The sequence below is a fragment of the Avibacterium volantium genome (assembly GCF_049366555.1).
Classification (GTDB): domain Bacteria; phylum Pseudomonadota; class Gammaproteobacteria; order Enterobacterales; family Pasteurellaceae; genus Avibacterium; species Avibacterium volantium_A.
In genome coordinates, this window is the sequence record NZ_JBMMGT010000011.1 from 33,001 (window position 1) to 55,465 (window position 22,465).

The 22,465-nt window shown below is 41.6% G+C and carries 23 protein-coding genes; 12 read left to right on the plus strand and 11 right to left on the minus strand.

Features of this window, described 5'->3' with window-relative positions; all coding sequences use genetic code 11:
- Positions 1–77: 77 nt before the first annotated feature.
- Complete coding sequence (locus ACLS0A_RS04975; protein WP_115249366.1) at positions 78–1,040, minus strand: TAXI family TRAP transporter solute-binding subunit; 963 nt, start codon at positions 1,038–1,040, stop codon at positions 78–80.
- A gap of 352 nt (positions 1,041–1,392) precedes the next feature.
- On the opposite strand from ACLS0A_RS04975, the gene ACLS0A_RS04980 reads away from it, so the two are divergent.
- Positions 1,393–2,115 (plus strand): helix-hairpin-helix domain-containing protein, encoded by a 723-nt coding sequence (locus ACLS0A_RS04980; RefSeq protein WP_416082584.1) that lies wholly within the window; start codon positions 1,393–1,395, stop codon positions 2,113–2,115.
- Positions 2,116–2,182: 67 nt separating this feature from the next.
- Here ACLS0A_RS04980 and dolP read toward each other — a convergent pair whose 3' ends face one another.
- From dolP to ACLS0A_RS05000, 4 genes are read right to left on the minus strand one after another with little or no spacing between them, the layout of a single operon-like run.
- Positions 2,183–2,776 carry a division/outer membrane stress-associated lipid-binding lipoprotein gene (gene dolP, locus ACLS0A_RS04985; protein ID WP_416082585.1) on the minus strand — a complete coding sequence of 198 codons (594 nt, stop codon included), beginning with the start codon at positions 2,774–2,776 and terminating at the stop codon, positions 2,183–2,185.
- Between the two features lie 39 nt (positions 2,777–2,815).
- Entirely contained in the window at positions 2,816–3,400 is a 585-nt protein-coding gene (locus ACLS0A_RS04990) for a D-sedoheptulose-7-phosphate isomerase (RefSeq protein ID WP_103852553.1), read from the minus strand.
- A 15-nt stretch (positions 3,401–3,415) separates the two neighbouring features.
- On the minus strand, positions 3,416–3,778 hold the full coding sequence (locus ACLS0A_RS04995) for a YraN family protein (protein ID WP_103852552.1): 363 nt from the start codon (positions 3,776–3,778) through the stop codon (positions 3,416–3,418).
- 1 nt (position 3,779) lies between these two features.
- Complete coding sequence (locus ACLS0A_RS05000) at positions 3,780–5,504, minus strand: penicillin-binding protein activator (RefSeq protein ID WP_416082586.1); 1,725 nt, start codon at positions 5,502–5,504, stop codon at positions 3,780–3,782.
- A gap of 75 nt (positions 5,505–5,579) precedes the next feature.
- Between ACLS0A_RS05000 and rsmI the strand changes: the two genes are divergently transcribed.
- The 10 genes from rsmI (at position 5,580) to cra (ending at position 15,973) form a co-directional block, all read left to right on the plus strand.
- Complete coding sequence (gene rsmI, locus ACLS0A_RS05005) at positions 5,580–6,422, plus strand: 16S rRNA (cytidine(1402)-2'-O)-methyltransferase (protein ID WP_416082587.1); 843 nt, start codon at positions 5,580–5,582, stop codon at positions 6,420–6,422.
- A gap of 92 nt (positions 6,423–6,514) precedes the next feature.
- On the plus strand, positions 6,515–7,138 hold the full coding sequence (locus tag ACLS0A_RS05010) for an L-threonylcarbamoyladenylate synthase (protein WP_416082588.1): 624 nt from the start codon (positions 6,515–6,517) through the stop codon (positions 7,136–7,138).
- An 86-nt stretch (positions 7,139–7,224) separates the two neighbouring features.
- Positions 7,225–8,205, plus strand: coding sequence for a 23S rRNA pseudouridine(2605) synthase RluB (rluB, locus tag ACLS0A_RS05015; RefSeq protein WP_341476364.1), 981 nt, complete (start codon positions 7,225–7,227; stop codon positions 8,203–8,205).
- 63 nt (positions 8,206–8,268) lie between these two features.
- A complete protein-coding gene (cysB, locus tag ACLS0A_RS05020) occupies positions 8,269–9,240 on the plus strand; it encodes an HTH-type transcriptional regulator CysB (protein ID WP_415777290.1) in 972 nt (323 codons plus the stop codon).
- 120 nt (positions 9,241–9,360) lie between these two features.
- The gene (locus ACLS0A_RS05025; protein WP_416082589.1) at positions 9,361–10,302 is read left to right on the plus strand and encodes a 2-hydroxyacid dehydrogenase; all 942 of its coding nucleotides are present in this window, start codon (positions 9,361–9,363) and stop codon (positions 10,300–10,302) included.
- Between the two features lie 70 nt (positions 10,303–10,372).
- Positions 10,373–11,563: a lipoprotein-releasing ABC transporter permease subunit gene (locus ACLS0A_RS05030; RefSeq protein ID WP_416082614.1), complete on the plus strand. Its 1,191-nt coding sequence runs from the start codon at positions 10,373–10,375 to the stop codon at positions 11,561–11,563.
- A 73-nt stretch (positions 11,564–11,636) separates the two neighbouring features.
- A complete protein-coding gene (lolD, locus tag ACLS0A_RS05035; RefSeq protein WP_416082590.1) occupies positions 11,637–12,326 on the plus strand; it encodes a lipoprotein-releasing ABC transporter ATP-binding protein LolD in 690 nt (229 codons plus the stop codon).
- Complete coding sequence (gene lolE, locus ACLS0A_RS05040) at positions 12,327–13,580, plus strand: lipoprotein-releasing ABC transporter permease subunit LolE (RefSeq protein WP_416082591.1); 1,254 nt, start codon at positions 12,327–12,329, stop codon at positions 13,578–13,580.
- Positions 13,581–13,713: 133 nt separating this feature from the next.
- A complete protein-coding gene (gene aroG, locus ACLS0A_RS05045) occupies positions 13,714–14,799 on the plus strand; it encodes a 3-deoxy-7-phosphoheptulonate synthase AroG (RefSeq protein WP_416082592.1) in 1,086 nt (361 codons plus the stop codon).
- 181 nt (positions 14,800–14,980) lie between these two features.
- Entirely contained in the window at positions 14,981–15,973 is a 993-nt protein-coding gene (gene cra, locus ACLS0A_RS05050) for a catabolite repressor/activator (RefSeq protein ID WP_416082593.1), read from the plus strand.
- On the opposite strand, the gene ACLS0A_RS05055 is transcribed toward cra, so the two are convergent.
- Complete coding sequence (locus tag ACLS0A_RS05055) at positions 15,970–16,677, minus strand: SanA/YdcF family protein (protein ID WP_416082594.1); 708 nt, start codon at positions 16,675–16,677, stop codon at positions 15,970–15,972. The two genes, cra and ACLS0A_RS05055, sit on opposite strands and share 4 nt — an antisense overlap.
- Before the next feature lie 176 nt (positions 16,678–16,853).
- Between ACLS0A_RS05055 and metX the strand changes: the two genes are divergently transcribed.
- Positions 16,854–17,933: a homoserine O-acetyltransferase MetX gene (gene metX / locus ACLS0A_RS05060; protein WP_416082595.1), complete on the plus strand. Its 1,080-nt coding sequence runs from the start codon at positions 16,854–16,856 to the stop codon at positions 17,931–17,933.
- Positions 17,934–17,999: 66 nt separating this feature from the next.
- Here metX and ACLS0A_RS05065 read toward each other — a convergent pair whose 3' ends face one another.
- From ACLS0A_RS05065 to rsxD, 5 genes are read right to left on the minus strand one after another with little or no spacing between them, the layout of a single operon-like run.
- The gene (locus ACLS0A_RS05065) at positions 18,000–19,367 is read right to left on the minus strand and encodes a sodium-dependent transporter (RefSeq protein ID WP_416082596.1); all 1,368 of its coding nucleotides are present in this window, start codon (positions 19,365–19,367) and stop codon (positions 18,000–18,002) included.
- An 8-nt stretch (positions 19,368–19,375) separates the two neighbouring features.
- Complete coding sequence (gene nth, locus ACLS0A_RS05070) at positions 19,376–20,011, minus strand: endonuclease III (RefSeq protein WP_103852536.1); 636 nt, start codon at positions 20,009–20,011, stop codon at positions 19,376–19,378.
- Positions 20,012–20,016: 5 nt separating this feature from the next.
- Complete coding sequence (locus ACLS0A_RS05075) at positions 20,017–20,757, minus strand: electron transport complex subunit E (protein WP_370445373.1); 741 nt, start codon at positions 20,755–20,757, stop codon at positions 20,017–20,019.
- Positions 20,757–21,383 carry an electron transport complex subunit RsxG gene (gene rsxG, locus ACLS0A_RS05080; RefSeq protein ID WP_103852535.1) on the minus strand — a complete coding sequence of 209 codons (627 nt, stop codon included), beginning with the start codon at positions 21,381–21,383 and terminating at the stop codon, positions 20,757–20,759. The genes ACLS0A_RS05075 and rsxG overlap by 1 nt, the downstream gene beginning before the upstream one ends.
- 3 nt (positions 21,384–21,386) lie before the next feature.
- Positions 21,387–22,460, minus strand: a complete 1,074-nt coding sequence (gene rsxD / locus ACLS0A_RS05085; RefSeq protein WP_416082597.1) for an electron transport complex subunit RsxD — start codon at positions 22,458–22,460, stop codon at positions 21,387–21,389.
- Between the last annotated feature and the right edge of the window lie 5 nt (positions 22,461–22,465).

Sequence of the window (22,465 nt, forward strand, 5' to 3'; positions counted from 1 at the left end):
AAAATCTCCCGAAAATTTTTAAATGAATGAAAACGGAAAAAGGCAGGGCTAAGCCTGCCTAAATAATAAAGATGAGATTATTGTAACCAACCGCGTTCTTTGTAGTAACGCACCGCACCTTCGTGTAATGGCGCAGAAAGTGCGTTTTTAATCATATCTTCTTCTTTAAGATTGGCGAACGCAGGGTGTAAACGTTTGAAACGATCAAAGTTATCAAACACCGCTTTAACTGCGGCATAAACTTTATCTTCTGGCACATCAGCAGAAGTGACTAGGGTTGCATACACACCGAAACTTTCTACTGGATTATCTGTACCACGATATAGCCCACCCGGAATCGTTGCTTTCGCATAGTAAGGGTTTGCTGCCACTAAACGATCAATGGCTTCACCTGTTACAGGAACAAGATGGGCATTACAAGACGCTGCCGCTTCTTTCAACGCACCATTTGGGTGACCTACGTTATAGGTAATCGCATCAAGATTGTTATCACACATTACCGATGCCATTTCTGCAGGTTTTAATTCAGACGCCACTTTAAATTCTTTGTCTGTCCAGCCTTTCGCAGCCAAGATCACATTCATTGTTGCACGCGTACCAGAACCCGGATCGCCCACATTCACACGTTTACCTTTCAAATCATCAAAAGAATTGATATTTGAATCATCACGCGCCATTAAAGTGAACGGCTCAGGGTGAATTGAAAACACTGCACGCAATTTATCATTTTTCTTACCCGCAAAGGAGCTTGTACCGTGGTAAGCGTGATATTGCCAGTCTGATTGTGCAATACCCATTTCCATTTGATCTGCGGCAATCGCATTTAAGTTTGCCACAGAACCACCTGTTGAAGGCGCGTTACATTTAATATGAGTTTTTGCAGTATCGCGGTTCACTAATTGACAGATTGATTGACCAACCACATAGTAAACCCCAGTTTGACCACCAGTCCCGATGGTTACAAACTTATCTTCTGCTTGCACAGAAAAAGAGGTGGCTGCCACACCCGCGATAAGAGAGAGTTTTAATAATTTCTTCATTTTTACTCCTTTGCATATTTAGTTTCTATTAAAGGCGAACTTGCGAACGCAAAGCTTGCCTTAAAGATGTTGTGAGTCCCAAAATTAACAAAAATTTTACAGACGGGATAAAGATATACCCTAGATTACCTTTCGTTGCAATCATTTTTTTCGATAAATCGCCTTAAAGTGCGGAAGAAATTTTGCGAATTTTTATGATTTCAAACAAGAATAAATGAACTTTTGCACGAATTAACACACTAAGAAAAGCATCTATAAAATATCATTAGAGCAATTTGTTGCCTGTTACTTATACGTTTCATTTATAAGTATGGCTATTTTTATAAAAAATTATTCTACTTAAGGAGTTAAGATGAAATTATTAAAATCTGTATTAGCATTAAGTTTTGCCGTTGCTACTTCAGGCGTTACGTTGGCAGAAAATCCATTGGCAAGCGCAAAAGATGCGGTAAAAACAACTGCGCAATCAATGAAACAAGATAGCGCATCAAAAGCAAAAGATTTAGTCAAAGAACAGGCTACTAAAAAAGCAAACGCAGTGAAAGATGCGGCAAAAGAGAAAGCAAGCACTGTAAAAGAGGCTGCGAAAGAAAAAGCCAATGTAGCAAAATCATCGGCAAGCGAAAAAGTAGCAAAAGCTAAAGAAAAAGCGGCTGATGCCAAAAGTGCGGTAGAAAATAAAGCAAAATCTGCCAAAGAATCTTTAACGGATAAAGCGTCAAAAGATAAATTGCTCACCGATAAAGTAAAAGAAAAAGCATCTGAAAAAGCAAAAGACGCGAAAGAAAAAGTAAAAGATGTCAAAGAAAAAGCCAAATCAAGCGCAGATAACGCAAAAGACAAGGCGAAATCATTAACGGAAAAAGCGAAGTCTTATGCAGGTGAAAAAATCAACATTAACAAAGCAGATGCAAAAACCTTACAAAACCTTTCAGGTATCGGTGAAGCGAAAGCAAAAGCCATTGTTGAATACCGCGAAAAAGTAGGCAAAATTAAATCAGTAGAAGATTTATCAAACATTTCAGGCATCGGCGAAGCCACCATCGAAAAAATCACCCCTTACTTAAGTTTCTAAAAACTTGCAAAAAAAGGGACGCACTTTAAGTGCGGTCTTTTTTCATAATTATTTAGTAGAAATAAAGCTAATTCAAGTATTTAAACACTTTCACCACTTTTATCACGCCTGAAACATTACGGGCGACTTCTGCTGCGGCATCGGCTTGTTGTTGGGTGAGGTTGCCCATTAGGAACACTTCGCCATTTTCGGTGATCACTTTTACATCTGTGGATTTTACTCCTGAATTGACGAAGAGTTTGGATTTGATTTGGGTGGTGATCCAGCTGTCTTTGCTGATTTGTCCAAGGGAGATTGGTGAGCCGACACGCAGTTCGTTATAAACTTCGGAAACGTTATCAACGCCTTTAGCAAGCCCTGTAGCAATTTCTTTTAAACTTTCATTTGGTACTTGTCCGATAAGTAAGATTCTTCCGCTATATGAAACCACATTGATTCGAGCTTCGCTATCCAGTTGTTGATCTTTATTAATGGCGTGTAAAACTTTTTCTTCAAGGGTTTCGTCATCAACCTGTGTTCCCACTGTTCTTGGATCGGTGGCGACTTTGGTTGCAACGGCTGTTGCCCCAACAATGCCTGCCACTGTGGCGCTAACACAGCCTTGTAGAACAAATGCAGTACCGAGGATAAGGGCTAATTTTTTAAAATTCCTTGTTTTCATTAGTTGTACTCCTTTTGATTATCTATAAAGGGTTGAGATCTATGAATGAGAAAAAAGAGAATGGTCAATTAACTCACAAATCGTATTAATAATAAATAGATGATGTTCCAAAATACGGCTTTCTTTTACCGTTGGGGCAGTGATTTCCAAATCCTGTTCGGTGAGAAAGCCTTGAATATGATCATTATTCGCGCCTGTTAATGCTATGACACTAATTTCTTTATTTAGTGCGGAATTAATCGTTTCTAGCACCATTTCTTCATTGCCAAAAGGGGAAAATACCACCAGCAGATCTCCTTGTTGTGCCACTGCGTTGAATTGGCGTTGGTAGAATTGTTGCTTGGGGCGATCGGCAATAATTGCTGATCCAATGGCGTTATCCAAGCTTAATAACACGGAAGGAAAGCTCGGTCTTTCTAGCTCATAGCGATTGAGTAAATTCGCCACCAGAAACTGCGCATTGGCGTAAGATCGTCCTTGCCCACAGACGATAATTTTATTGCCACGCAATAGGCAGGCGACAATGTTTTGTACCGCTTGAAAAATGGCATTAGGCAATAAGCTCGAAGCAGAAATCTGAGTTTGTATGCTTTCGCTGTAAAGATCTTTTATTTTATCTAACATTGTGATTTATCAGGCTTATTCATCAAGAAAATTAGGAATCCACTGTAAGTCTTGTATTGTATTACCAAATGCTACTAAGTCAAAACGGCAATCGGTATCTTCTAGGCTGCAATCTTGTTTTGCCAGCCACATATTGGCGGCATCTAGCCATTTTTGCTGTTTTTGCCAATCTACACTTTCCACGGCAGAACCAAAAAAATCATTTTTTCTTTGCCGCACTTCAACAAAAACAATGGTTTCGCCATCTTGCATAATTAGATCCAGTTCACCACATTTAAAATGCTGGTTGGCGGCAATAAATTTTAGCCCTTTAGATTGCAAAAAAAGGCGAGCTTGTTGCTCAAAGCTCGCCCCTTGCTGACGTTTGGATTTAAACATATTAATTGCTTAATACTTCCACTGACGCATTTTGGTATTGATACCACGTCATATCACGTTCGATATTACAATTCGGGCCAGCACTTAATTTACCGGTTAAACCGTTAATGTTGAAGCCAGGAACTTGGCGTAACTCATTGAATTGATTGATCAATAACCACGCATCTGCGCCCATTGCATATAAACGCATTAAGGAATAATCCCCATTGGTAAAGCCTGCCACTTTTTTGTATTGTGCAGAATCCACATCTTTAAAGAATGGAATATCACTAAATTCTAACCCATTCATTAATAAGCGATATTCAGGCGTATTATTTGATGAATTGCTGCGTGAACTTGCAAATAATTTCAAGTTAATGTTGCTGTTATCAATCGCCATTTTAATATCACTAAGCTGATTGTTTGTTGCCACAATATATAAAGCTTGAATATTTTGGTTTAAGCCTGATTGTAGCGTGTAAGTGATGTCATCAGCACTGTTATAGAATTTGATATTGGCATCTGTACCTGAAAGCTGTTGCCAGCGAGTATTAAATGCAGAAGCGGTGCGGCGACCGAGATCGCTTTGCGGCACAATAATAAATGGATTTTGAATACCTTGATCCCAAATACGATTTGCCGCAGATTCTGCTTCATCTTCAGGGGCTAAGCCGTAATAGCAAAGCTGACCAATGGCACGAGAATTTGCTGTTGAGTTTAAGGTAAGTACATTTAGCCCTTGTAATAAATCAGGGCGGTTAGTCAATTTATCCACATTTTGCTTTAATAATGGACCAACAACGGTACTAATGCCTTCAAGTTTTGCTTGCTCAATGATGCTTTCCACTGGCGTAGCAAGGGTATCAAACACTTTCACTTGAATGTCTGAACCGCCTCTTGCATCATCAAAACCACGCTTAATGGTGCTACCAATGATCTGCGCATCACCACTTAATGGCAGAAGTAGGGCAACTTGGTTTAACTGCGTTTGTTGGAAGTTAAATAGCCCTTGTAATTCCGTTGGGAAAAGATAACTGGCGCTATGTCTTGGATAAGCCGCTTTCCAGCTTTGTAAGGCTTGGCTTAATTGAGCTGGGTGATTTAAGTTATCGTTGTAGGCTTTAGTTAATGCTAACCAGCCACCTAAAGCAGCACTGCCTTCCGCCGATGTATTGTTAATTAAACCACGGTTTGCATTGCGTAATAAGGCCCAAGTGCGGTCATTATTTTCTTGTTTTCTTTGTGTGTCGGTTAATAGGGAATCAATTTGAATACGCGCTTTTACGGCATTCATAATTTGATTACGATTTTTTGCCACACGCGCAACCACTTCATAGTAACGTGCTTTTTGCGAAGGGCTTAATAAAGCAAGATCAATCGCTTTTAAGCGTGTGTCGGCGGCTTTATTATTGCCTTTCACAGCAGCGATATGGGCCTCAATGATAGCTTTATCAAGCAGCTGTTCTTCATTAAGATCGTTTAATTCTGCTAACATTGCTTGCGCTTGCGGGATTTTATTCTCACGCACCAACACACGCGCAGCAAGCAATTTGTAAGTTTGTTGATCTTCAAGATTTTGTGTACGTTGAATTTGATTGATGTAATATTCCGAACTGGCATTTGCATCGTTTTTCAGCACATTTGTGAAGCTGTTACCGAACAAATTGGTACAGCCTGCCAAAACCAATGCAAATAAAAAAGGCATTAATCGATTTTTTAAATTAATGCGTTGTAATAGAATAGTCATAATTACTCCGTTGTTGAAAACAATCTCGGGGATCTTACTTATCTCAATAATTAAAATCAAATAAAAGAAGTAAAAATGGATAATTTAACTGGAATTTTATATATCGTAGCAACGCCCATTGGCAATTTGCAAGATATCAGCCAACGCGCATTACAAGTGTTGGAACAAGTGGATTTAGTCGCCGCAGAAGATACGCGCCATAGTGGCTTATTGTTGAGTCATTATGGCATTAAAAAGCCTTTTTTTGCCTTGCACGATCATAATGAGCAACAAAAAGCTGAGATTTTGTGCGAAAAGCTGTTGCAAGGCACAACGATCGCCTTAGTTTCCGATGCTGGTACGCCATTGATTAGCGATCCGGGCTTTCATCTGGTGAGGAAATGTCGCCAAGCTGGCATTAAAATTGTGCCAATTCCGGGTGCTTGTGCCGCAATAGCAGGGCTTTGCGCCTCAGGCATTGCTTCTGATCGTTTTTGTTTTGAAGGTTTTCTACCCGCCAAATCCAAAGCCCGTTGCGATAAATTGGAAAATCTCGCAAAAGAAGACCGCACTTTGATTTTCTATGAATCCACCCACCGCATTTTAGATTGCCTTGCGGATATGGAAAAGGTATTCGGCGCTGAGCGTTATGTGGTGCTAGCACGCGAGCTAACCAAAACTTGGGAAACCATTTACGGTGATGAAGTCGGCGCATTACGCCAGTGGGTGAGCGAAGATCCAAACCGCAGCAAAGGTGAAATGGTGCTAATTGTAGAAGGCAATGTGAGCAGTGAAGCAGAAAGCTTTTCCCCCGAAGCCATCAAAGCCCTAACTCTTATCGCCAAAGAACTCCCACTCAAAAAAGCCGCCGCGATTGTCGCAGAGCTTTATGGCTATAAGAAAAATGCGTTGTATCAGTTTGGGTTGGAGAATTTGTAAGTTTATTTTAGATAAATTTATTTTCCCCTAACCCTATAATCAACAGGGAATTTCGGTATAATGCCCAAGTTAATGATGACAGGATAAAGGTTATGAGCCAATTTTTTTATATACATCCAGAAAATCCGCAGCCGCGTTTGATTAATCAAGCGGTGGATATTTTGAAACAAGGTGGGGTGATTGTTTACCCAACGGATTCAGGTTATGCCTTGGGTTGTATGCTCGGCGATAAGCACGCAATGGATCGCATTGTGCAAATTCGTCAATTGCCAGAAAATCATAATTTCACCCTTGTGTGTAGCGATTTATCAGAGCTTTCAACCTATGCCACGGTGAACAATATGGCGTATCGACTGATTAAAAATAACACACCGGGGCGCTATACCTTTATTCTTACCGCAACCAAAGAAGTGCCACGCCGTTTAATGACATCAAAGCGTAAAACCATAGGCTTACGCGTGCCGGATAACCAAATTGCCTTAGCATTACTCAAAACATTAGGTGAGCCGATTTTATCTTGTTCCTTGATGTTACCAGGGGAAGAATTTATTACCCAATCTGATCCAGAAGAAATTCGCGATCGTTTAGAACATCAAGTGGATTTAATTATTAACGGCGGCTATTTAGGGCAAGAGCCAACAACTGTGGTGGATTTAACCGACAACACGCCTGTGATTTTGCGTGAGGGCAGCGGTTCAACCACGCCATTTATTTAATCTTTTCAAACTGTTAGACGCTTGGGAAAGCGACAAGAGGAAATATGAAAACAACATCTTATTCACAACGCAATACCACCAAGGGAATGCGTTTTGCTGAAAAAAATAACACGGAAAGAAAACGTACAGACAAGCCTTTCGCATCAAATGCAGAAAGCAAAGAAAAAAGTGCGGTAAAAAAGACCGCACTTTCTGCCACTCATAAAGTGGAAGGGGAAAAATTACAAAAAGTGTTAGCGCGCGCAGGGCAAGGATCTCGCCGTGAAATTGAAGCGATGATCGCCGCCAATCGAGTGAGCGTAAACGGCAAAATGGCAACACTGGGCGATCGTGTTGTGGTGAACGCGAATTTAAAAATCCGCATTGACGGACACGTTGTGAATTTACAACAGGCGCAAAAAGAAGTGTGTCGCGTGTTGATGTATTACAAACCTGAAGGCGAACTTTGTACTCGCCACGATCCCGAAGGGCGTGCCACCGTATTTGACCGCTTGCCACGCTTAACCGGATCGCGTTGGATTGCGGTAGGACGCTTGGATATTAACACCTCTGGCTTATTGCTGTTTACCACAGACGGCGAATTGGCAAACCGCTTAATGCACCCAAGCCGTGAAGTGGAGCGTGAATATTCTGTGCGCGTTTTTGGTCAGGTGGACGAAGCAATGATCGCCCGTTTACGCAAAGGCGTGCAGTTAGAAGATGGGCCAGCCAATTTCAAAGCCATCAAGCCAATGGGCGGACAAGGAATGAACCAATGGTTTGACGTTACCCTAATGGAGGGGCGTAACCGTGAAGTTCGCCGTTTATGGGAATCGCAAGGCATTCAAGTCAGCCGTTTGATCCGCATTCGCTACGGCAATATCAAATTAATGAAAACCTTACCGCGCGGTGGATGGGAAGAAATGGATCTTACCAATGTGAATTATCTGCGTGAATTGGTGGGGCTTGAACCAGAAACCCAAAGCAAATTAGACGTCACCAAACAACGCAGACGCGCCAAAACTGGGCAAATCCGTCGTGCGGTGAAACGTTATGCGGATATGAATAAACGTTACAAAAAAGCTTAAAAATGCTATAAAAAGCCTAAAAAATTTCATAAAAAAGCACCGCACTTTGATCAAGGAGTGATGATGAAAATTCAGCAATTACGTTATATCGTTGAAATCGTAAATCAAAATTTGAATGTAACCGAAGCGGCAAATACCTTGTTCACCTCGCAGCCGGGGATCAGCAAACAAGTGCGATTGTTGGAAGATGAATTAGGCTTAGAGATTTTTGAGCGCAACGGTAAACATATTAAAGCCCTTACCCCAGCGGGCAAAAAAATTGTTGCGATTGCGCGCGAATTATTGGTTAAAACGCAAAGCATTAAAGCCGTGGCAGATGAATATACGCAGCCTAATCACGGCGTGCTACGCATTGCCACCACCAACACGCAGGCGCGTTATATGCTGCCTTCTGTGGTAGAGCGTTTTTCCAAAAAATATCCCGATGTGAGCTTGCATATTCATCAAGGTTCACCAACGCAAATTTATGACGCATTGCTTTCTGGCGAAGTGGATTTGGCAATTACCACGGAAGCGCAATATTTATTTGATGATTTGGTATTGTTGCCTTGTTATTTATGGAATCGTTCTGTGATCGTTAAAAATGATCATCCCTTAGCGCAATGTCAAGATCTGACGATTGAAGAACTGAGTAAATATCCCCTTGTTACCTATACCTTTGGTTTTACTGGCGTTTCTGATTTGGATTATGCTTTCAACAGTGCAGGGTTATTGCCAAATATTGTGTTTACCGCCACCGATGCGGATGTCATCAAAACCTATGTGCGCTTAGGTTTAGGCGTGGGCATTATGGCTTCAATGGCGCATACGCCAGAAGATAAAGATCTAGTGGCGATCGATGCCAGCCATATTTTCCGTTCCAGTATGACGCAAATTGCTTTCAAACATAGCATTTTCTTACGCAATTATATGTACGATTTTATCAATATGTTTTCACCGCACTTAACCCGACCAATGGTGGAACAGGCAGAGCGTTTGCACGATAACAACGCCGTGAAAAAATTATTTGATGATATCGTGTTGGAAGTGCGGTAGTTTTTTGTAACAATTAGTTAACTTATAGGGTAAAATTGCTTATATTTTAATAGACTTATTTAGCCCCCTGATGAGTTTTTGCAAATAGGGCATATCCCTAAAATAGATAAGGAGCATTTTATGAAAATTGTTTTTCTTGATAGCACAGCCATTCCAAAACACATTCCTATTCCACGCCCTAACTTTGAACATCAATGGGTGGAATATGAGCATACTTCGCCTGAACAAACTATTGAGCGCGCGAAAGATGCGGATATTGTGATTACTAGCAAAGTCGCGTTTGATCGTGAAACAATGAAACAGCTCCCAAACTTAAAATTGATCGCAATTACCGCCACAGGTACAAATAATGTGGATTTAGAGGCGGCGAAAGAGTTAGGCATCGCAGTGAAAAATGTGACGGGCTATTCTTCTGTTAACGTGCCTGAACACGTTTTAGGGTTAATTTTTGCTTTAAAACACAGTTTAATGAACTGGTATAAAGATCAGCTTAGCGCCAAATGGGCAGATAGCAAACAGTTCTGCTATTTTGATTACCCGATCACCGATGTGAAAGGTTCAACCTTAGGTGTTGTGGGTAAAGGTAATCTTGGTAAAGAAATTGGCCGTTTAGCCGAAGCGCTAGGAATGAAGGTGATTTATGCGGAACGCAAAGGCGCGACAACAGTGCGTGAGGGTTATTTACCTTTTGAGCAAGTGTTGCAAGAAGCGGACATTGTTACCCTACATTGTCCTTTAACGCCTGAAACTACCAATTTGATCAACGCCGAAACATTAAAATTAATGAAGCCAACGGCATATTTAATCAACACAGGACGCGGGCCTTTAGTCGATGAAAAAGCCTTAGCAGAAGCGTTAGAAAATGGCACAATCGCCGCCGCGGCTTTAGATGTGTTAGTGAAAGAGCCGCCAGAGAAAGATAATCCACTTATTCAAGCGGCAACGCGTTTACCAAATTTAATCATCACTCCACACGTTGCTTGGGCATCTGATGGTGCGGTGGAAATTTTGGTGAAAAAAGTAACACAAAATATGGAAGAATTTGTCGCAACGGGCAAATAAATTTATTATCGAACGAAATTTCCCCTGTTATGCAGGAGAAATTTGTTATTTCAACCCTTAAATAATAATGATGAATTTACCGATTTCTTTATTTATTGCCCTGCGTTATTGGCGAGCGAAAAGTGCGGATCGTTTTGGGCGATTAGTTACCAACCTTGCGATGATGGGGATTGTGCTGGGCATTATGGCGTTAATCATCGTGCTTTCGGTAATGAATGGTTTGGAAAATCAACAAAAAAAACAAGTGCTTTCCACCATTCCCCACGCCATAATTATGCCAAAGTCAGGCCATTTATCCCGCGAAGCACCAACACCGATAATGCCAGCTTTTGTGCAGCGCGCCATTCCGATTAACACCACTAATGTGATTTTACAAGCACCACAAGACGTGAGTGCAGGGCAAGTGATAGGTATTCAACATTTTTCTGACGATTCCTTATTGAGCCATTTTCAACCCCAATCTTTTGAGCAATTATTACCCGCAGGCGAGTTTAAATTGATAATGGGATCGCAATTAGCGCAAAAATTACATTTACAAATTGGCGATAAAGTCCGTTTAATGATCACGGAAAATAGTCAATATACGCCCTTTGGCCGTGTGCCTGTGCAACGCTTATTTACCATTAGCGATATTTATTTTGCTTCGGGGCAAAATGACAGCAATGCCGTGTTTGCCAATCTTTCCGATATTGGTAGATTGATGCGTATTGGCCCACAGCAAATGCAAGGTTATCGCTTATTTTTACGCGATCCTTTTGATATTACCGAACTTCCTAACTATTTCAGTGCCGATGAATGGCAGATAGCCGATTGGCGTAGCCAAAAAGGGGAGTTTTTCCAAGCGGTAAAAATGGAAAAAAATATGATGGGCTTGTTGATTAGCTTGATTATTGTGGTCGCCATTTCAAATATTATCACGTCGCTCAGCTTAATGGTGGTGGATAAACAAGGGGAAATAGCCATTTTGCAAACCCAAGGGCTGAATAAATCGCAAGTGCGCAGCTTGTTTATTTGGCAAGGGCTATTAGTGGGCATTAGTGGCACCTTGATTGGCACACTGCTTGGTGTGCTAACCACGTTAAATTTAGATTCCATTATGGCGTGGTTTAGTGCAGAAAATATTCGTTTGCCGACAGAATTAAATCTTTCGCAGATTATGATTATTGTTGCGGTATCCTTATTATTTTCTTTATGTTCAACGATTTATCCTGCGTACCGCGCGGCACAAATTGAGCCAGCAGAAGCCTTGCGCTATGAATAATGCGTAACAAAGTGCGGTGCTTTTTTACGAAATTTTTTACTACAAAGCGAAACAGAAAAACAACGAGAAAAGAATGACAGAGAAGCAAATTTTACTCAGCTGCCAGAATTTAACCAAAGTTTACCAAGAAGGGGAAAACCAAACACAAGTGCTAAAAGACGTTACTTTTTCAATGGAAGAGGGCGAATTGGTGGCGATTGTGGGCAGTTCAGGTTCGGGCAAAAGTACCTTATTGCATACCCTAGGCGGCTTAGATCAGCCAACCAGTGGTGAAGTGTTCATTAAAGGGCAATCTTTGCAAAAGGCGAGCGCTGATGAATTAGCGAAATTGCGCAATCAATATATGGGGTTTGTCTATCAATTTCATCATTTAATGGCAGATTTTAGCGCGCTAGAAAACGTGATGATGCCGATGTTAATTGGTAAGCAAAATCGTAGCGAGGCGCAAGATCGGGCAGAAAAAATGTTGCAGGCGGTGGGCTTAGCGCATCGCATTAAACATCGCCCTTCTGCGTTGTCTGGCGGAGAGCGTCAGCGTGTCGCCATTGCCCGTGCGTTAGTGAATAATCCTGCTTTAGTGCTAGCTGATGAACCTACAGGGAATTTGGATCGCAAAACCACAGAAAGCATTTTTGAGCTTATTTTGAAATTAAACCAAGAGCAAAAGATTGCCTTTTTATTGGTCACGCACGATTTGCAGTTGGCGGAGAAACTTTCTCGCCGAATGGTGATGCAAGATGGTGTATTGCGTGGAGAAAGCTAGATGAACGCACCCTTTTTTATTAGCTGGCGTTATCAGCGTGGTAAGCAGAAAAATCGTTTGGTTTCATTGATCTCAATGTTTTCAACCCTTGGCATCGCCCTTGGTGTGATGGTGTTGATCGTGGGGCTAAGTGCGATGAACGGCTTTGAACGTGAGTTAAATAAACGCATTTTAGCGGTTGTGCCACACGTTGAAATTTCTGCTTATTCTGAACAGGGCGAGAGTACGCCAATAAAAAATTGGCAAAATTTAACCGCACTTTTAAAACAAGATCCTAGCGTGGTGGCAAGTTCCCCTTTTGTCAGTTTTACCGCTTTGGTAGAAAATGGTACGAAGTTAAAAGTGGTGCAAGTGAAAGGCATTGAAGTAGACAAGCAAGATCAAGTGAGTGCCTTGGGGCAATTTGTATTAGGCGATGGCTGGCAAAATTTCTCTCGTGAAGGCGGATTAGTCTTAGGTTCTGGCATTGCGCGCGAATTAGCGGTGCAAGAAGGGGATTGGGTAACATTGTTGATTTCTCAATCTGACGGCACCAATAATTTTACCCAGCCAATGCGTGAGCGTATGCAAATTACAGGAATTTTGCGCCTTGACGGCCAGCTCGATCACAGTTATGCCTTAATTCCCCTTGCAACTGCGCAGCAATTCTTGGATTATTCCGCCGATGAAGCCACTGGTGTTGAACTCAAAGTGCAGCACCCTTTTGCCGTGCAACAACTGGATTACCCAACCTTGCAACAATATCCACAATTTTTGTCTGCGCAAAATTGGATTAGTAAATTTGGCTATATGTACCGCGACATTCAGCTTATTCGCACGGTAATGTATTTAGCAATGGTGCTGGTGATTGGCGTGGCGTGCTTTAATATTATTTCAACTTTGATTATGGCTGTGAAAGACAAGCAAGGCGATATTGCTATTATGCGTACCCTTGGCGCAAATGATGGCTTTATTAAGCGAATTTTTATTTGGTATGGCTTACAAGCTGGAATGAAAGGCTGTGTCATCGGGCTGCTGTTAGGCTGCGTAACGGCATTAAATCTCACCCAATTAATTAAAAGCATTGAATTTTTAATTGGCAGAAAACTGCTTTCAGACGGCGTGTATTTCGTGGACTTTTTGCCGAGTGAACTTCATTGGCAAGATATTGCGGTGGTCTTTGTGGTGGCCTTAGTGCTAAGTTTGATCGCTAGTTTATATCCAGCAAGTCGCGCTGCAAAATTGCAACCTGCGCAAGTTTTAAGCAGTCATTAAGAATTTATCAATAATATTTTTAAACTAGTTTACTAGTACAAAAATGCGTGTTACATTGACACACAACGAAGTATTCGCAATGCGGATAAGCAAGTAATTATAAAATACAAACCAAGATGTAAGAGAGTGATGTATGACAAAAAGCAAAAATGACATTTATATTGCTAACGATGACACCCGAATTGGCAAAGTAGAGCAGGTGCTACCACCCATTGCGTTAATTGAAAAATATCCAGCAAGCGAAGTGGCGATCAACAGCGTAAAAAAAGCCCGCCAACAAGCGCACAATATCATTCATCGCAAAGATGATCGTTTACTTGTCGTGATTGGGCCTTGCTCCATTCACGATCCAAAATCTGCTTTGGAATATGCACAACGCATCAAAGCAATGCGTGAGAAATATCAAGACAGCTTAGAAATTATTATGCGCGTTTATTTTGAAAAACCGCGTACAACCGTAGGTTGGAAAGGGCTAATCAATGATCCTTACCTAAACAACAGCTATGCACTCAATGATGGTTTACGCATCGCGCGAAAATTATTGTTAGATATTAATAACTTAGAAGTGCCAACCGCAGGCGAATTTTTGGATATGATCACACCACAATATGTGGCAGATTTTATGAGCTGGGGCGCAATTGGGGCAAGAACCACAGAATCGCAAGTGCACCGCGAATTAGCTTCAGGCTTGTCTTGTGCCGTAGGTTTTAAAAATGCCACCAATGGTGGTGTACGCATTGCCCTTGATGCCATTGGCGCGGCAGAAGCACCACATTATTTCCTTTCTGTAACCAAATTTGGCCATTCTGCTATCGTTTCCACTAAAGGAAATGCAGATTGCCACATTATTTTGCGTGGCGGCGATAACGGGCCAAATTACAGCGCAAAAGATGTCAATGAAGTTTGCGAAAGCATCAAAAAGAGCGGTCGAATTCCGCACGTTATGGTGGATTTCAGCCACGCAAACAGCAGTAAGCAATTCAAAAAACAATTAGAGGTTTGTGCAGATGTTTGCCAGCAAATTGCACAGGGTTCAAACCAAATCTTCGGCGTAATGATCGAAAGCCATTTAGTGGAAGGCAGACAAGATCTGGTAGAAGGCAAGGAATTAGTTTACGGACAAAGTATCACCGATGCCTGCATCGGCTGGGAAGACTCCGAATTAGTGCTGGAGCAACTTTCAAATGCGGTGATTGCCCGCCGCAGTGCCAACAGCTAATGTGATTTTTATAGAGAAAAGGCTGAATTGAAAAAATTCAGTCTTTTTTATGCTCAGCAGATGAGGTGATTTTTTGCGAGATAGATCAAATTTAGAGAATTTTCGCATAAAAATGACTGAAAATTTGGTGTTATAATTCACCGCACTTTAAAATTGAAATGGCATATTAAAAGGAGTTAATGTGAAATTAGACGAGCTAGCTAAACTTGCTGGAGTTTCCAGAACAACAGTAAGTTATGTGGTAAATGGCAAAGCAAAACAGTATCGAGTAAGTGATAAAACCATTGAAAAGGTACAATCGCTAATCAAGGAATATGATTTCAAACCTAACGCAATGGCGGCTGGGTTGAGAGCAGGGAAAACCAATACCATTGGGTTGATTATTCCTGATTTTGAAAATATGAGCTATGCAAGAATTGCTCATCAGCTTGAACAAAAGTTTCGTGAAAAAGGTTATCAGCTGTTGATTGCCTGTTCTAATGATAATCCAAATAATGAGATGGCTTGTGCTAAGCACCTTTTCCAACGCAAAATTGATGCGCTGATTGTTTCTACTTCCTTGCCAGCGGACAATTTGTTTTATCAGCAAAGTAAAGTGCCTGTATTTGGTTTTGACCGTAAGATAAGTGGCGATAATGTGATCAATGTGCTATCTGATGATAGAAATGATGCTTATCGTTTGGCGCAAGATTTGTTTAAACAGCAATCTTTTAACAATGTACTCTTTTTTGGTGCATTACCTGAATTGCCAACGAGCAAGGAGCGTGAATTGGGATTTCGTCAGGCGTTAAAAGAGCGGTCAGAAAATTCGGTAGAATTTCTTTATAGTGAACAATTTCACCGTGATTCTGCGGCGCACACCTTTGAGCAATGGCTTGTAACAAATTCGTTGCCAGATGCGTTATTTGTTACGTCTTTGACGTTGTTACAGGGTATATTCCAAGTGCTATTAAGACAGAATAAAGGGATTCCGCAACAATTAGTGATTGCCACTTTTGGGGATCACGAAATGTTAGAATTGTTGGGCAATAAAGCCCTATGTGCGGTGCAAGATCACAAGAAAATTGCCAATAAATTGCTTGATTTAGTGCTAGAACGGCTTAACCATAAATCTGAATCAGAAAGCTTACCAGAACCAACTAAGGTATTGCGCGATTTGGTTTATCATTGTTAATCGGAGAAAGGCGGTGGCGGTAGCGGTTCTGGCTTGCCTAAGAAGTGCGGTTCTTTTTCAACAAGAAGATCCAATACTGCCTGTAAACGAGCAAAAAACTCACGGAAGCGCACAAAGGTATAGCCACTCGGGTATTCTGCCGCAAAGCAGATTGCGTCAATATTATGATATTTGGCAATGAATAAAGCCCGTTCACAATGAAAACGCTGTGTAATGATGGTGATAGAATGGGCTTTAAACACTTGATCGGCGCGGATCACGGAATCTAAGGTACGAAACCCAGCATAGTCCAAATACATAAATTCATCTGGCACGCCCATTTTTTTCAAATCTTTGAACATAGTGCGCGGTTCGTTGTATTCCACCGTGCGGTTATCTCCGCTAAGCAATAAATAATCCACTTTCCGTTCTTTAAATAGGTTATTCGCGGCTAATAGTCGATAAGAATAGAACAAATTTGGCGTATTTTTGCTGAAATATTTTGATGTGCCTAGCACTAAGCCATAAGGACGATAGGGCAGTTTTTTTATATCCGTATAAATACCTTGGCGAACGTAAAAGCCAATCGCTTGATCAACAAGCACAAGCAATAGTCCGCAAAAAAAGGTGAGGAATAGGCAATACCGTAGAAATTTTCGAGGCAGAGCGTTAAACCACCGAAAAGAAAAAAGGTAACGGAAAAAGGATTTCAGCATAAAATTCATATTTTTTCACATCTTGAGCATCAAAATAATAAAAAACACTAGTAAATTCAAGTAAATTTATTCTAAAATACGTCTAGAAGTTTAGACGTCTAAAATTTCTTGACAAGGTATAGGGCTAAGGGTAGTTTATGTATCCTACCTTGGCAAGGTCGCATCAATGGAATAATGGATAGGCAATGGCAGTACAAACAGCAACACTCTTTACACAAACACCGCTCAAACTTACCTTAGGTAGGGAGCTTAGACACATTGATGTTGCCTACCAAACCTACGGCAAGTTGAATTCGGATAAAAGCAATGCGGTACTGATTTGCCACGCTTTAACTGGCGATGCTGAGCCCTATAATGATGACCCTAATCAAGCTGGTTGGTGGCAAAATTTTATGGGGGAGGGCTTGGCGTTGGATACGTCAAAATATTTCTTCATTTGCTCTAACGTGCTAGGTGGCTGTAAAGGCACAACAGGGCCTGCATCAATCAATCCACAGACACAAAAGCCTTATGGCAGCCAGTTTCCGCATATCCTAGTGCAGGATATTGTCAAGGTGCAAAAAGCACTGATCGATTATCTTGAAATTCCCCATTTAAAAGGTATTGTTGGCGGTTCGTTCGGCGGAATGCAAGCCACCCAGTGGGCAATTGATTATCCTGATTTTATGGATACTATCGTCAATCTTTGCTCTTCTCTTTATTTTAGTGCGGAAGCCATTGGGTTTAATCACGTTATGCGCCAAGCTATTATCACCGATCCTAATTTTAATAATGGCGATTATTATGACGGCGAACCGCCCTCGCAAGGGCTGTCTATTGCGCGAATGTTAGGAATGCTGACTTATCGCACCGATATTCAGCTAGCCAAAGCCTTTGGGCGTGCCACGAAAGTAGAAGGGCAGTATTGGGGCGATTATTTTCAAGTGGAATCCTATCTTAGTTATCAAGGGCAAAAATTTCTCGACCGTTTTGATGCTAACAGCTATTTGCATTTGTTGCGTGCATTGGATTTGTACGATCCTGCGTTAGGTTATGCAAGTACAGATCAAGCTTTATCGCATATCAAAGCGCGTTACACCTTGATTGGCGTAACTAACGATCAGCTTTTCAAAACCGTGGATGTAAGAAAAAGTAAAACTATGCTTGAACAGGCTGGCGTTGATTTGAGCTATCACGAATTCCCTTCCGATTACGGCCACGATGCCTTTTTGGTAGCTTATGATGCGTTTGAAACACTAATTCGCAATGGATTAGAAAACCATTAATTTAGCAGATAGTGAAAAAATAAGGGGCTGAAAAAAATCAGCCCCTTATTTTTATAGGAAAACAGGTTAAATTAAATTACTCACAAAAATCACCAAAATAATAAATGGCACCACATATTTCACATAGTTAAACCAAATTTTTGTGAAAGTGGAATTTGGTTTATTGGAAAGCTCTTTTTTCGCTTCGTCTTTTAGCACAAACCCCACGAAAATGGCACAGCCAAGTGCGGTGAGTAAAAAGAGAATATTTCCACTCACATAATCAAAGGCATCGAAAATGCTTTTGCCGAAGAAGGTGTAATCTTTCAGTAAGTTATCGCTCAAAATAGAAGGAATATTACCGAGCAGGAAAATGCCGCCAAGGGTTAAGGCAATGGCTTTTCCACGGCGCATTCTGAGCTTTTCTTGAAGTGCGGTGATAATTACTTCATAAATCGTGATAGAAGTAGTGAGCGCGGCAATCAGCAATAAACTAAAGAAGATAATGGCGAAAATTCGTCCTGCCCACATATGTGAGAATACAATTGGCAAACTTTGGAAAACCAGTGTTGGGCCTGCGTTCGGCTCAATGCCAAAGCTGAACAAAGACGGAAAAATCATAAAGCCCGCTAAAACCGCAATAACGGTATTGGTAAAGCCTGTGATTACAGCGGTTTGAACTAAGTTTTCTTCCTTGCTCAGATAGCTTGAAAGGGTGATTAGCACGCCAAAACCTAAACTCAAGGCAAAGAAAACTTGGCCTAGCACCATAATAAATAACTGAGGTGTAATCTTAGAAAAATCAGGTTTAAGGTAATAAATAATCCCTTCCGCCGCACCGGGTAAAGTGATGTTGCGGATCACCATTCCAATTAAAAACACAAACAGCAATGGCATTAAATATTTCACCGAACGCTCAATACCACCGATAATCCCTTTAGCTAAAATCACATAGTTGATGGCCACAAAAATAAAGGTGTACAGGGCGATTTGAAGCGGGCTATTACTAATGCTTTGTTCATAGAAGGTTTTGGCATAGTCTTTGCTGATGGTACTAGAAATATCCAGACTACCAGAAATCAGGCTGATAATATAATTCATCACCCAACCGCCAAGCACCATATAATAAGCCATAATGCCGAACGCACCGAGCAAGCCCATATAACCAATGATTTTCCAATATTTTGAATGGGGTTTGGCGGTGAGTTTATCTTCAAAGGCATCAATCGAATTCACACGCAAGCGGCGACCAATCACGTTTTCCACTAAGATCATCGGAATACCGATGACGATCATCGCGATGCAGAATAATAAAACGTATGCGCCGCCACCGTTTTCACCCACTAAATAAGGGAAACGCCACGTTGCACCAAACCCTACGGTTGCGCCAGCGACAGTCATAATATAGGTTAATCGGCTTGACCAAGTTTGTCGTTCAGATTTTTTCGTTGTCATAAACTACCTTAATTTTCAGTTTTGTCTTTGTATTCACAAAGATCTTCAATAATACAAGAACCGCAACGTGGCTTGCGCGCAATGCAGGTGTAACGTCCGTGCAAAATGAGCCAATGATGCACATCGACTTTAAATTCTGCTGGCACAACCTTGAGTAATTTTTCTTCCACTTGCAACACGGTTTTACCGGGGGCAAAGTTGGTACGATTGCAGACGCGGAAAATATGCGTATCCACTGCAATAGTTGGCTGACCAAAGGCCGTATTTAACACCACATTCGCGGTTTTGCGCCCAACCCCTGCTAAGGCTTCAAGTTCTTCACGGGTTTGGGGAATTTCGCCATTGTGTTTTTCGATCAGATCACGGCAGGTTTTAATAATATTTTCCGCTTTGCTATTAAATAGCCCAATGGTTTTGATATAGCTCTTTAAGCCGTCTAACCCAAGCTCTAAAATCGCTTGTGGGGTGTTTGCCACAGGGAACAGTTTCGCCGTGGCTTTATTCACCCCTTTATCTGTGGCTTGCGCAGACAAAATCACCGCAATCAATAATTCAAAGGGCGAATTATAATTTAATTCCGTTGTGGGGTGGGGATTTTGATCCCGCAGTCGAGTTAAGATTTCAATGCGTTTTTGTTTATTCATTGTGTTTATTGTTTTTTATTATCGATTAAGTTTTTCATCGCCAAAATTAGCCCTAAACCAAGGAATGCACCCGGGGGAAGAATAGCGAGTAAAAAGCTACTGTTTAGCTCAAAAAGGTTTAAATGCAACGCCGTTGCCCAGTTGCCGAGCAGGTTTTCCATTCCCATAAACAGTTTACCCGTGCCTAACACTTCACGGATTGCGCCTAGCACAAACAAGCTGAATGCCATTCCCACGCCCATCGCAAAGCCATCAAAGAGAGAAAGCAACACGCCATTTTTTGACGCAAAGGCTTCCGCGCGGCCAATAACAATACAGTTTGTTACAATCAAAGGAATGAAGATCCCTAAGGATTGATAAAGCGTATAAGTGTAGGCATTCATAATCAGCTGCACAATGGTTACCGTGGTGGCGATAATCATCACATAAATAGGAATACGAATGGCGTGCGGAATATGCTTGCGGAACAACGAAACCACCACATTGGTACAGATTAATACCGCAATGGTGGCAATGCCTAAACCAAGGGCGTTGGTTGCCGAGCTAGACACCGCAAGTAGCGGGCAAAGCCCCAACAGTTGCACAAGAGCGGGGTTATTATGCCAAAAACCTTGCTTAAATAATTCGCTCCATTGGCTTTTTAGCCCAGTCGGCACGCTTTGTTGTGGTTCAATGGAAGCCAAATCCATTTCGGTTTCTGATGTATGGTCTAAAGTGCGGTGGTTTTTTTCGTGATTTTCTTGCATTAGTTTTGCTCCTGTTTCACCGCGTTATTATTCATTTGTTGCAATAATGGCAAGGCTGAACGCTTGGTTTGATTGACGATGGCGCGCGGTGTAATGGTTGCGCCAGTAAATTGATCGAATTTACCGCCATCTTTTTTTACCGCCCAATCATTGAGATTATCGGCACTGATTTTTTGTTGATTAAAGCTCAGCACCCAATCAGAAATACGCAGTTCAATTTTATCACCTAAGCCCGGCGTTTCTTTGTGTTCAAGCACACGCAAACCTAGCACTTCGCCTTGTGGCGTAATCCCTACCAGAAAGCGAATATTGCCTGAATAGCCATCTGGCGCAATGGTTTCATAAGCATAAGCCACAGGCTGATGATTTTTCTCTGCGATACAAATTTTCTCAATGCGTAAGGTTTTGGCTTCAGCGAAATCAGGCTGAGAACAACTGGCGAGCAAATCGTTATCGTAACTTTGCGGTGGAATAATTTGTGCAAGCAATTCAGCTTGTTGTTTGGCGATGGCTTGCTCAATAGGGGCTTTCGTTAAGAAATACACAGCGGTAGAAAGTGCGGTGCAAATTAACGCAATAATGCCCAAGATCACGCCATAACGGGTGCTAATTTTTACCGTTTGCATTGCTTATTTCCTTTTGTATCCAGCCACGCGCGGGCGAGTGTAGTGATCAATCAGTGGCACACAAATATTTGCCAGTAACACAGCAAATGCCACGCCATCAGGGTAGTTGCCATTAAAGCGAATTAGGCACACAAGCAAACCCACAATCGCACCAAAAATCAGTTTGCCTTTTGGTGTGGTTGAAGATGTGACAGGGTCGGTGGCAATAAAAAATGCGCCGAACATTGTTGCCCCACTAAACCACTGCCATAAAGGACTTGGTGCATAAGATGAGGTAAGCCAGTGAATGCCGCTTACCAGTAACATTGTGGCTAAAAAGGCGGTAGGAATTTGCCAATGAATAATTTTCTTCCAAATTAGGAAAACACCGCCAAGTAAAAAGAAAAGATTGATTTGCGCCCAACCTAAACCAAGATTGAGTTCACTCTCAAAAGGCATCACTTCCACAAAAATCGGGGATTGATTAATTTCACTTATCGCCATATTAATCTTGCTTGCTGTTTTGACGGAATCCAATGGTGTGGCTTGGGTAATCCCATCAATGGAATTGGCTAATTGATGCAGGCTGAAGCCGTCCGTAGTAATGCCGTGGAAAATCAGCTGATAAGCATCTTGCAAGCTAGGTGGCTCATTTAATAACGCCACGGGCGGCAGCCAAGCTGTCATTTGCACAGGGAAAGAAATGAGCAACACCACATACCCCACCATTGCAGGGTTAAACAGATTTTGCCCCAAGCCACCGTAAACGTGCTTGCCTAAAATGACCGCACAGAATGTCCCGATTAAAATCACCCAATAAGGTGCATAAGGTGGGATTGCCATCGCGAGCATTAACGCCGTTAGCACCACGCTGAAATCGCTGATATAAAACAGGTTTGGCTTTTTGCGTAAGCGCGTAACCATAAATTCCAACACTAACGCAAGGGAAATGGCGAGCAGGCTTTGAATTAACACACCAAAACCAAAATAATAAATTTGTGCGCCCAATGCAGGCAACATTGCCAACGCAACCCACAGCATAATACGAGCAGTCAATTTGCCCGAGTGGGTGTGTGGCGAACTCATCATTTTAAACATTGCTA

Coding starts and splice junctions, on each gene's coding strand:
- cysB (WP_415777290.1), top strand. CDS start 8,269: ATGAAAATTCAGCAATTACGTTATATCGTTGAAATCGTAAATCAAAAT.
- nth (WP_103852536.1), bottom strand. CDS start 20,011: ATGAATAAACAAAAACGCATTGAAATCTTAACTCGACTGCGGGATCAA.
- rsxG (WP_103852535.1), bottom strand. CDS start 21,383: ATGCAAACGGTAAAAATTAGCACCCGTTATGGCGTGATCTTGGGCATT.
- lolD (WP_416082590.1), top strand. CDS start 11,637: ATGACAGAGAAGCAAATTTTACTCAGCTGCCAGAATTTAACCAAAGTT.
- lolE (WP_416082591.1), top strand. CDS start 12,327: ATGAACGCACCCTTTTTTATTAGCTGGCGTTATCAGCGTGGTAAGCAG.
- ACLS0A_RS04990 (WP_103852553.1), bottom strand. CDS start 3,400: ATGTTAGATAAAATAAAAGATCTTTACAGCGAAAGCATACAAACTCAG.
- rsmI (WP_416082587.1), top strand. CDS start 5,580: ATGGATAATTTAACTGGAATTTTATATATCGTAGCAACGCCCATTGGC.
- ACLS0A_RS05055 (WP_416082594.1), bottom strand. CDS start 16,677: ATGAATTTTATGCTGAAATCCTTTTTCCGTTACCTTTTTTCTTTTCGG.
- ACLS0A_RS05010 (WP_416082588.1), top strand. CDS start 6,515: ATGAGCCAATTTTTTTATATACATCCAGAAAATCCGCAGCCGCGTTTG.
- ACLS0A_RS04980 (WP_416082584.1), top strand. CDS start 1,393: ATGAAATTATTAAAATCTGTATTAGCATTAAGTTTTGCCGTTGCTACT.
- ACLS0A_RS04975 (WP_115249366.1), bottom strand. CDS start 1,040: ATGAAGAAATTATTAAAACTCTCTCTTATCGCGGGTGTGGCAGCCACC.
- metX (WP_416082595.1), top strand. CDS start 16,854: ATGGCAGTACAAACAGCAACACTCTTTACACAAACACCGCTCAAACTT.
- ACLS0A_RS05075 (WP_370445373.1), bottom strand. CDS start 20,757: ATGCAAGAAAATCACGAAAAAAACCACCGCACTTTAGACCATACATCA.
- ACLS0A_RS05030 (WP_416082614.1), top strand. CDS start 10,373: ATGAATTTACCGATTTCTTTATTTATTGCCCTGCGTTATTGGCGAGCG.
- ACLS0A_RS05025 (WP_416082589.1), top strand. CDS start 9,361: ATGAAAATTGTTTTTCTTGATAGCACAGCCATTCCAAAACACATTCCT.
- ACLS0A_RS05000 (WP_416082586.1), bottom strand. CDS start 5,504: ATGACTATTCTATTACAACGCATTAATTTAAAAAATCGATTAATGCCT.
- ACLS0A_RS05065 (WP_416082596.1), bottom strand. CDS start 19,367: ATGACAACGAAAAAATCTGAACGACAAACTTGGTCAAGCCGATTAACC.
- ACLS0A_RS04995 (WP_103852552.1), bottom strand. CDS start 3,778: ATGTTTAAATCCAAACGTCAGCAAGGGGCGAGCTTTGAGCAACAAGCT.
- rluB (WP_341476364.1), top strand. CDS start 7,225: ATGCGTTTTGCTGAAAAAAATAACACGGAAAGAAAACGTACAGACAAG.
- aroG (WP_416082592.1), top strand. CDS start 13,714: ATGACAAAAAGCAAAAATGACATTTATATTGCTAACGATGACACCCGA.
- dolP (WP_416082585.1), bottom strand. CDS start 2,776: ATGAAAACAAGGAATTTTAAAAAATTAGCCCTTATCCTCGGTACTGCA.
- rsxD (WP_416082597.1), bottom strand. CDS start 22,460: ATGTTTAAAATGATGAGTTCGCCACACACCCACTCGGGCAAATTGACT.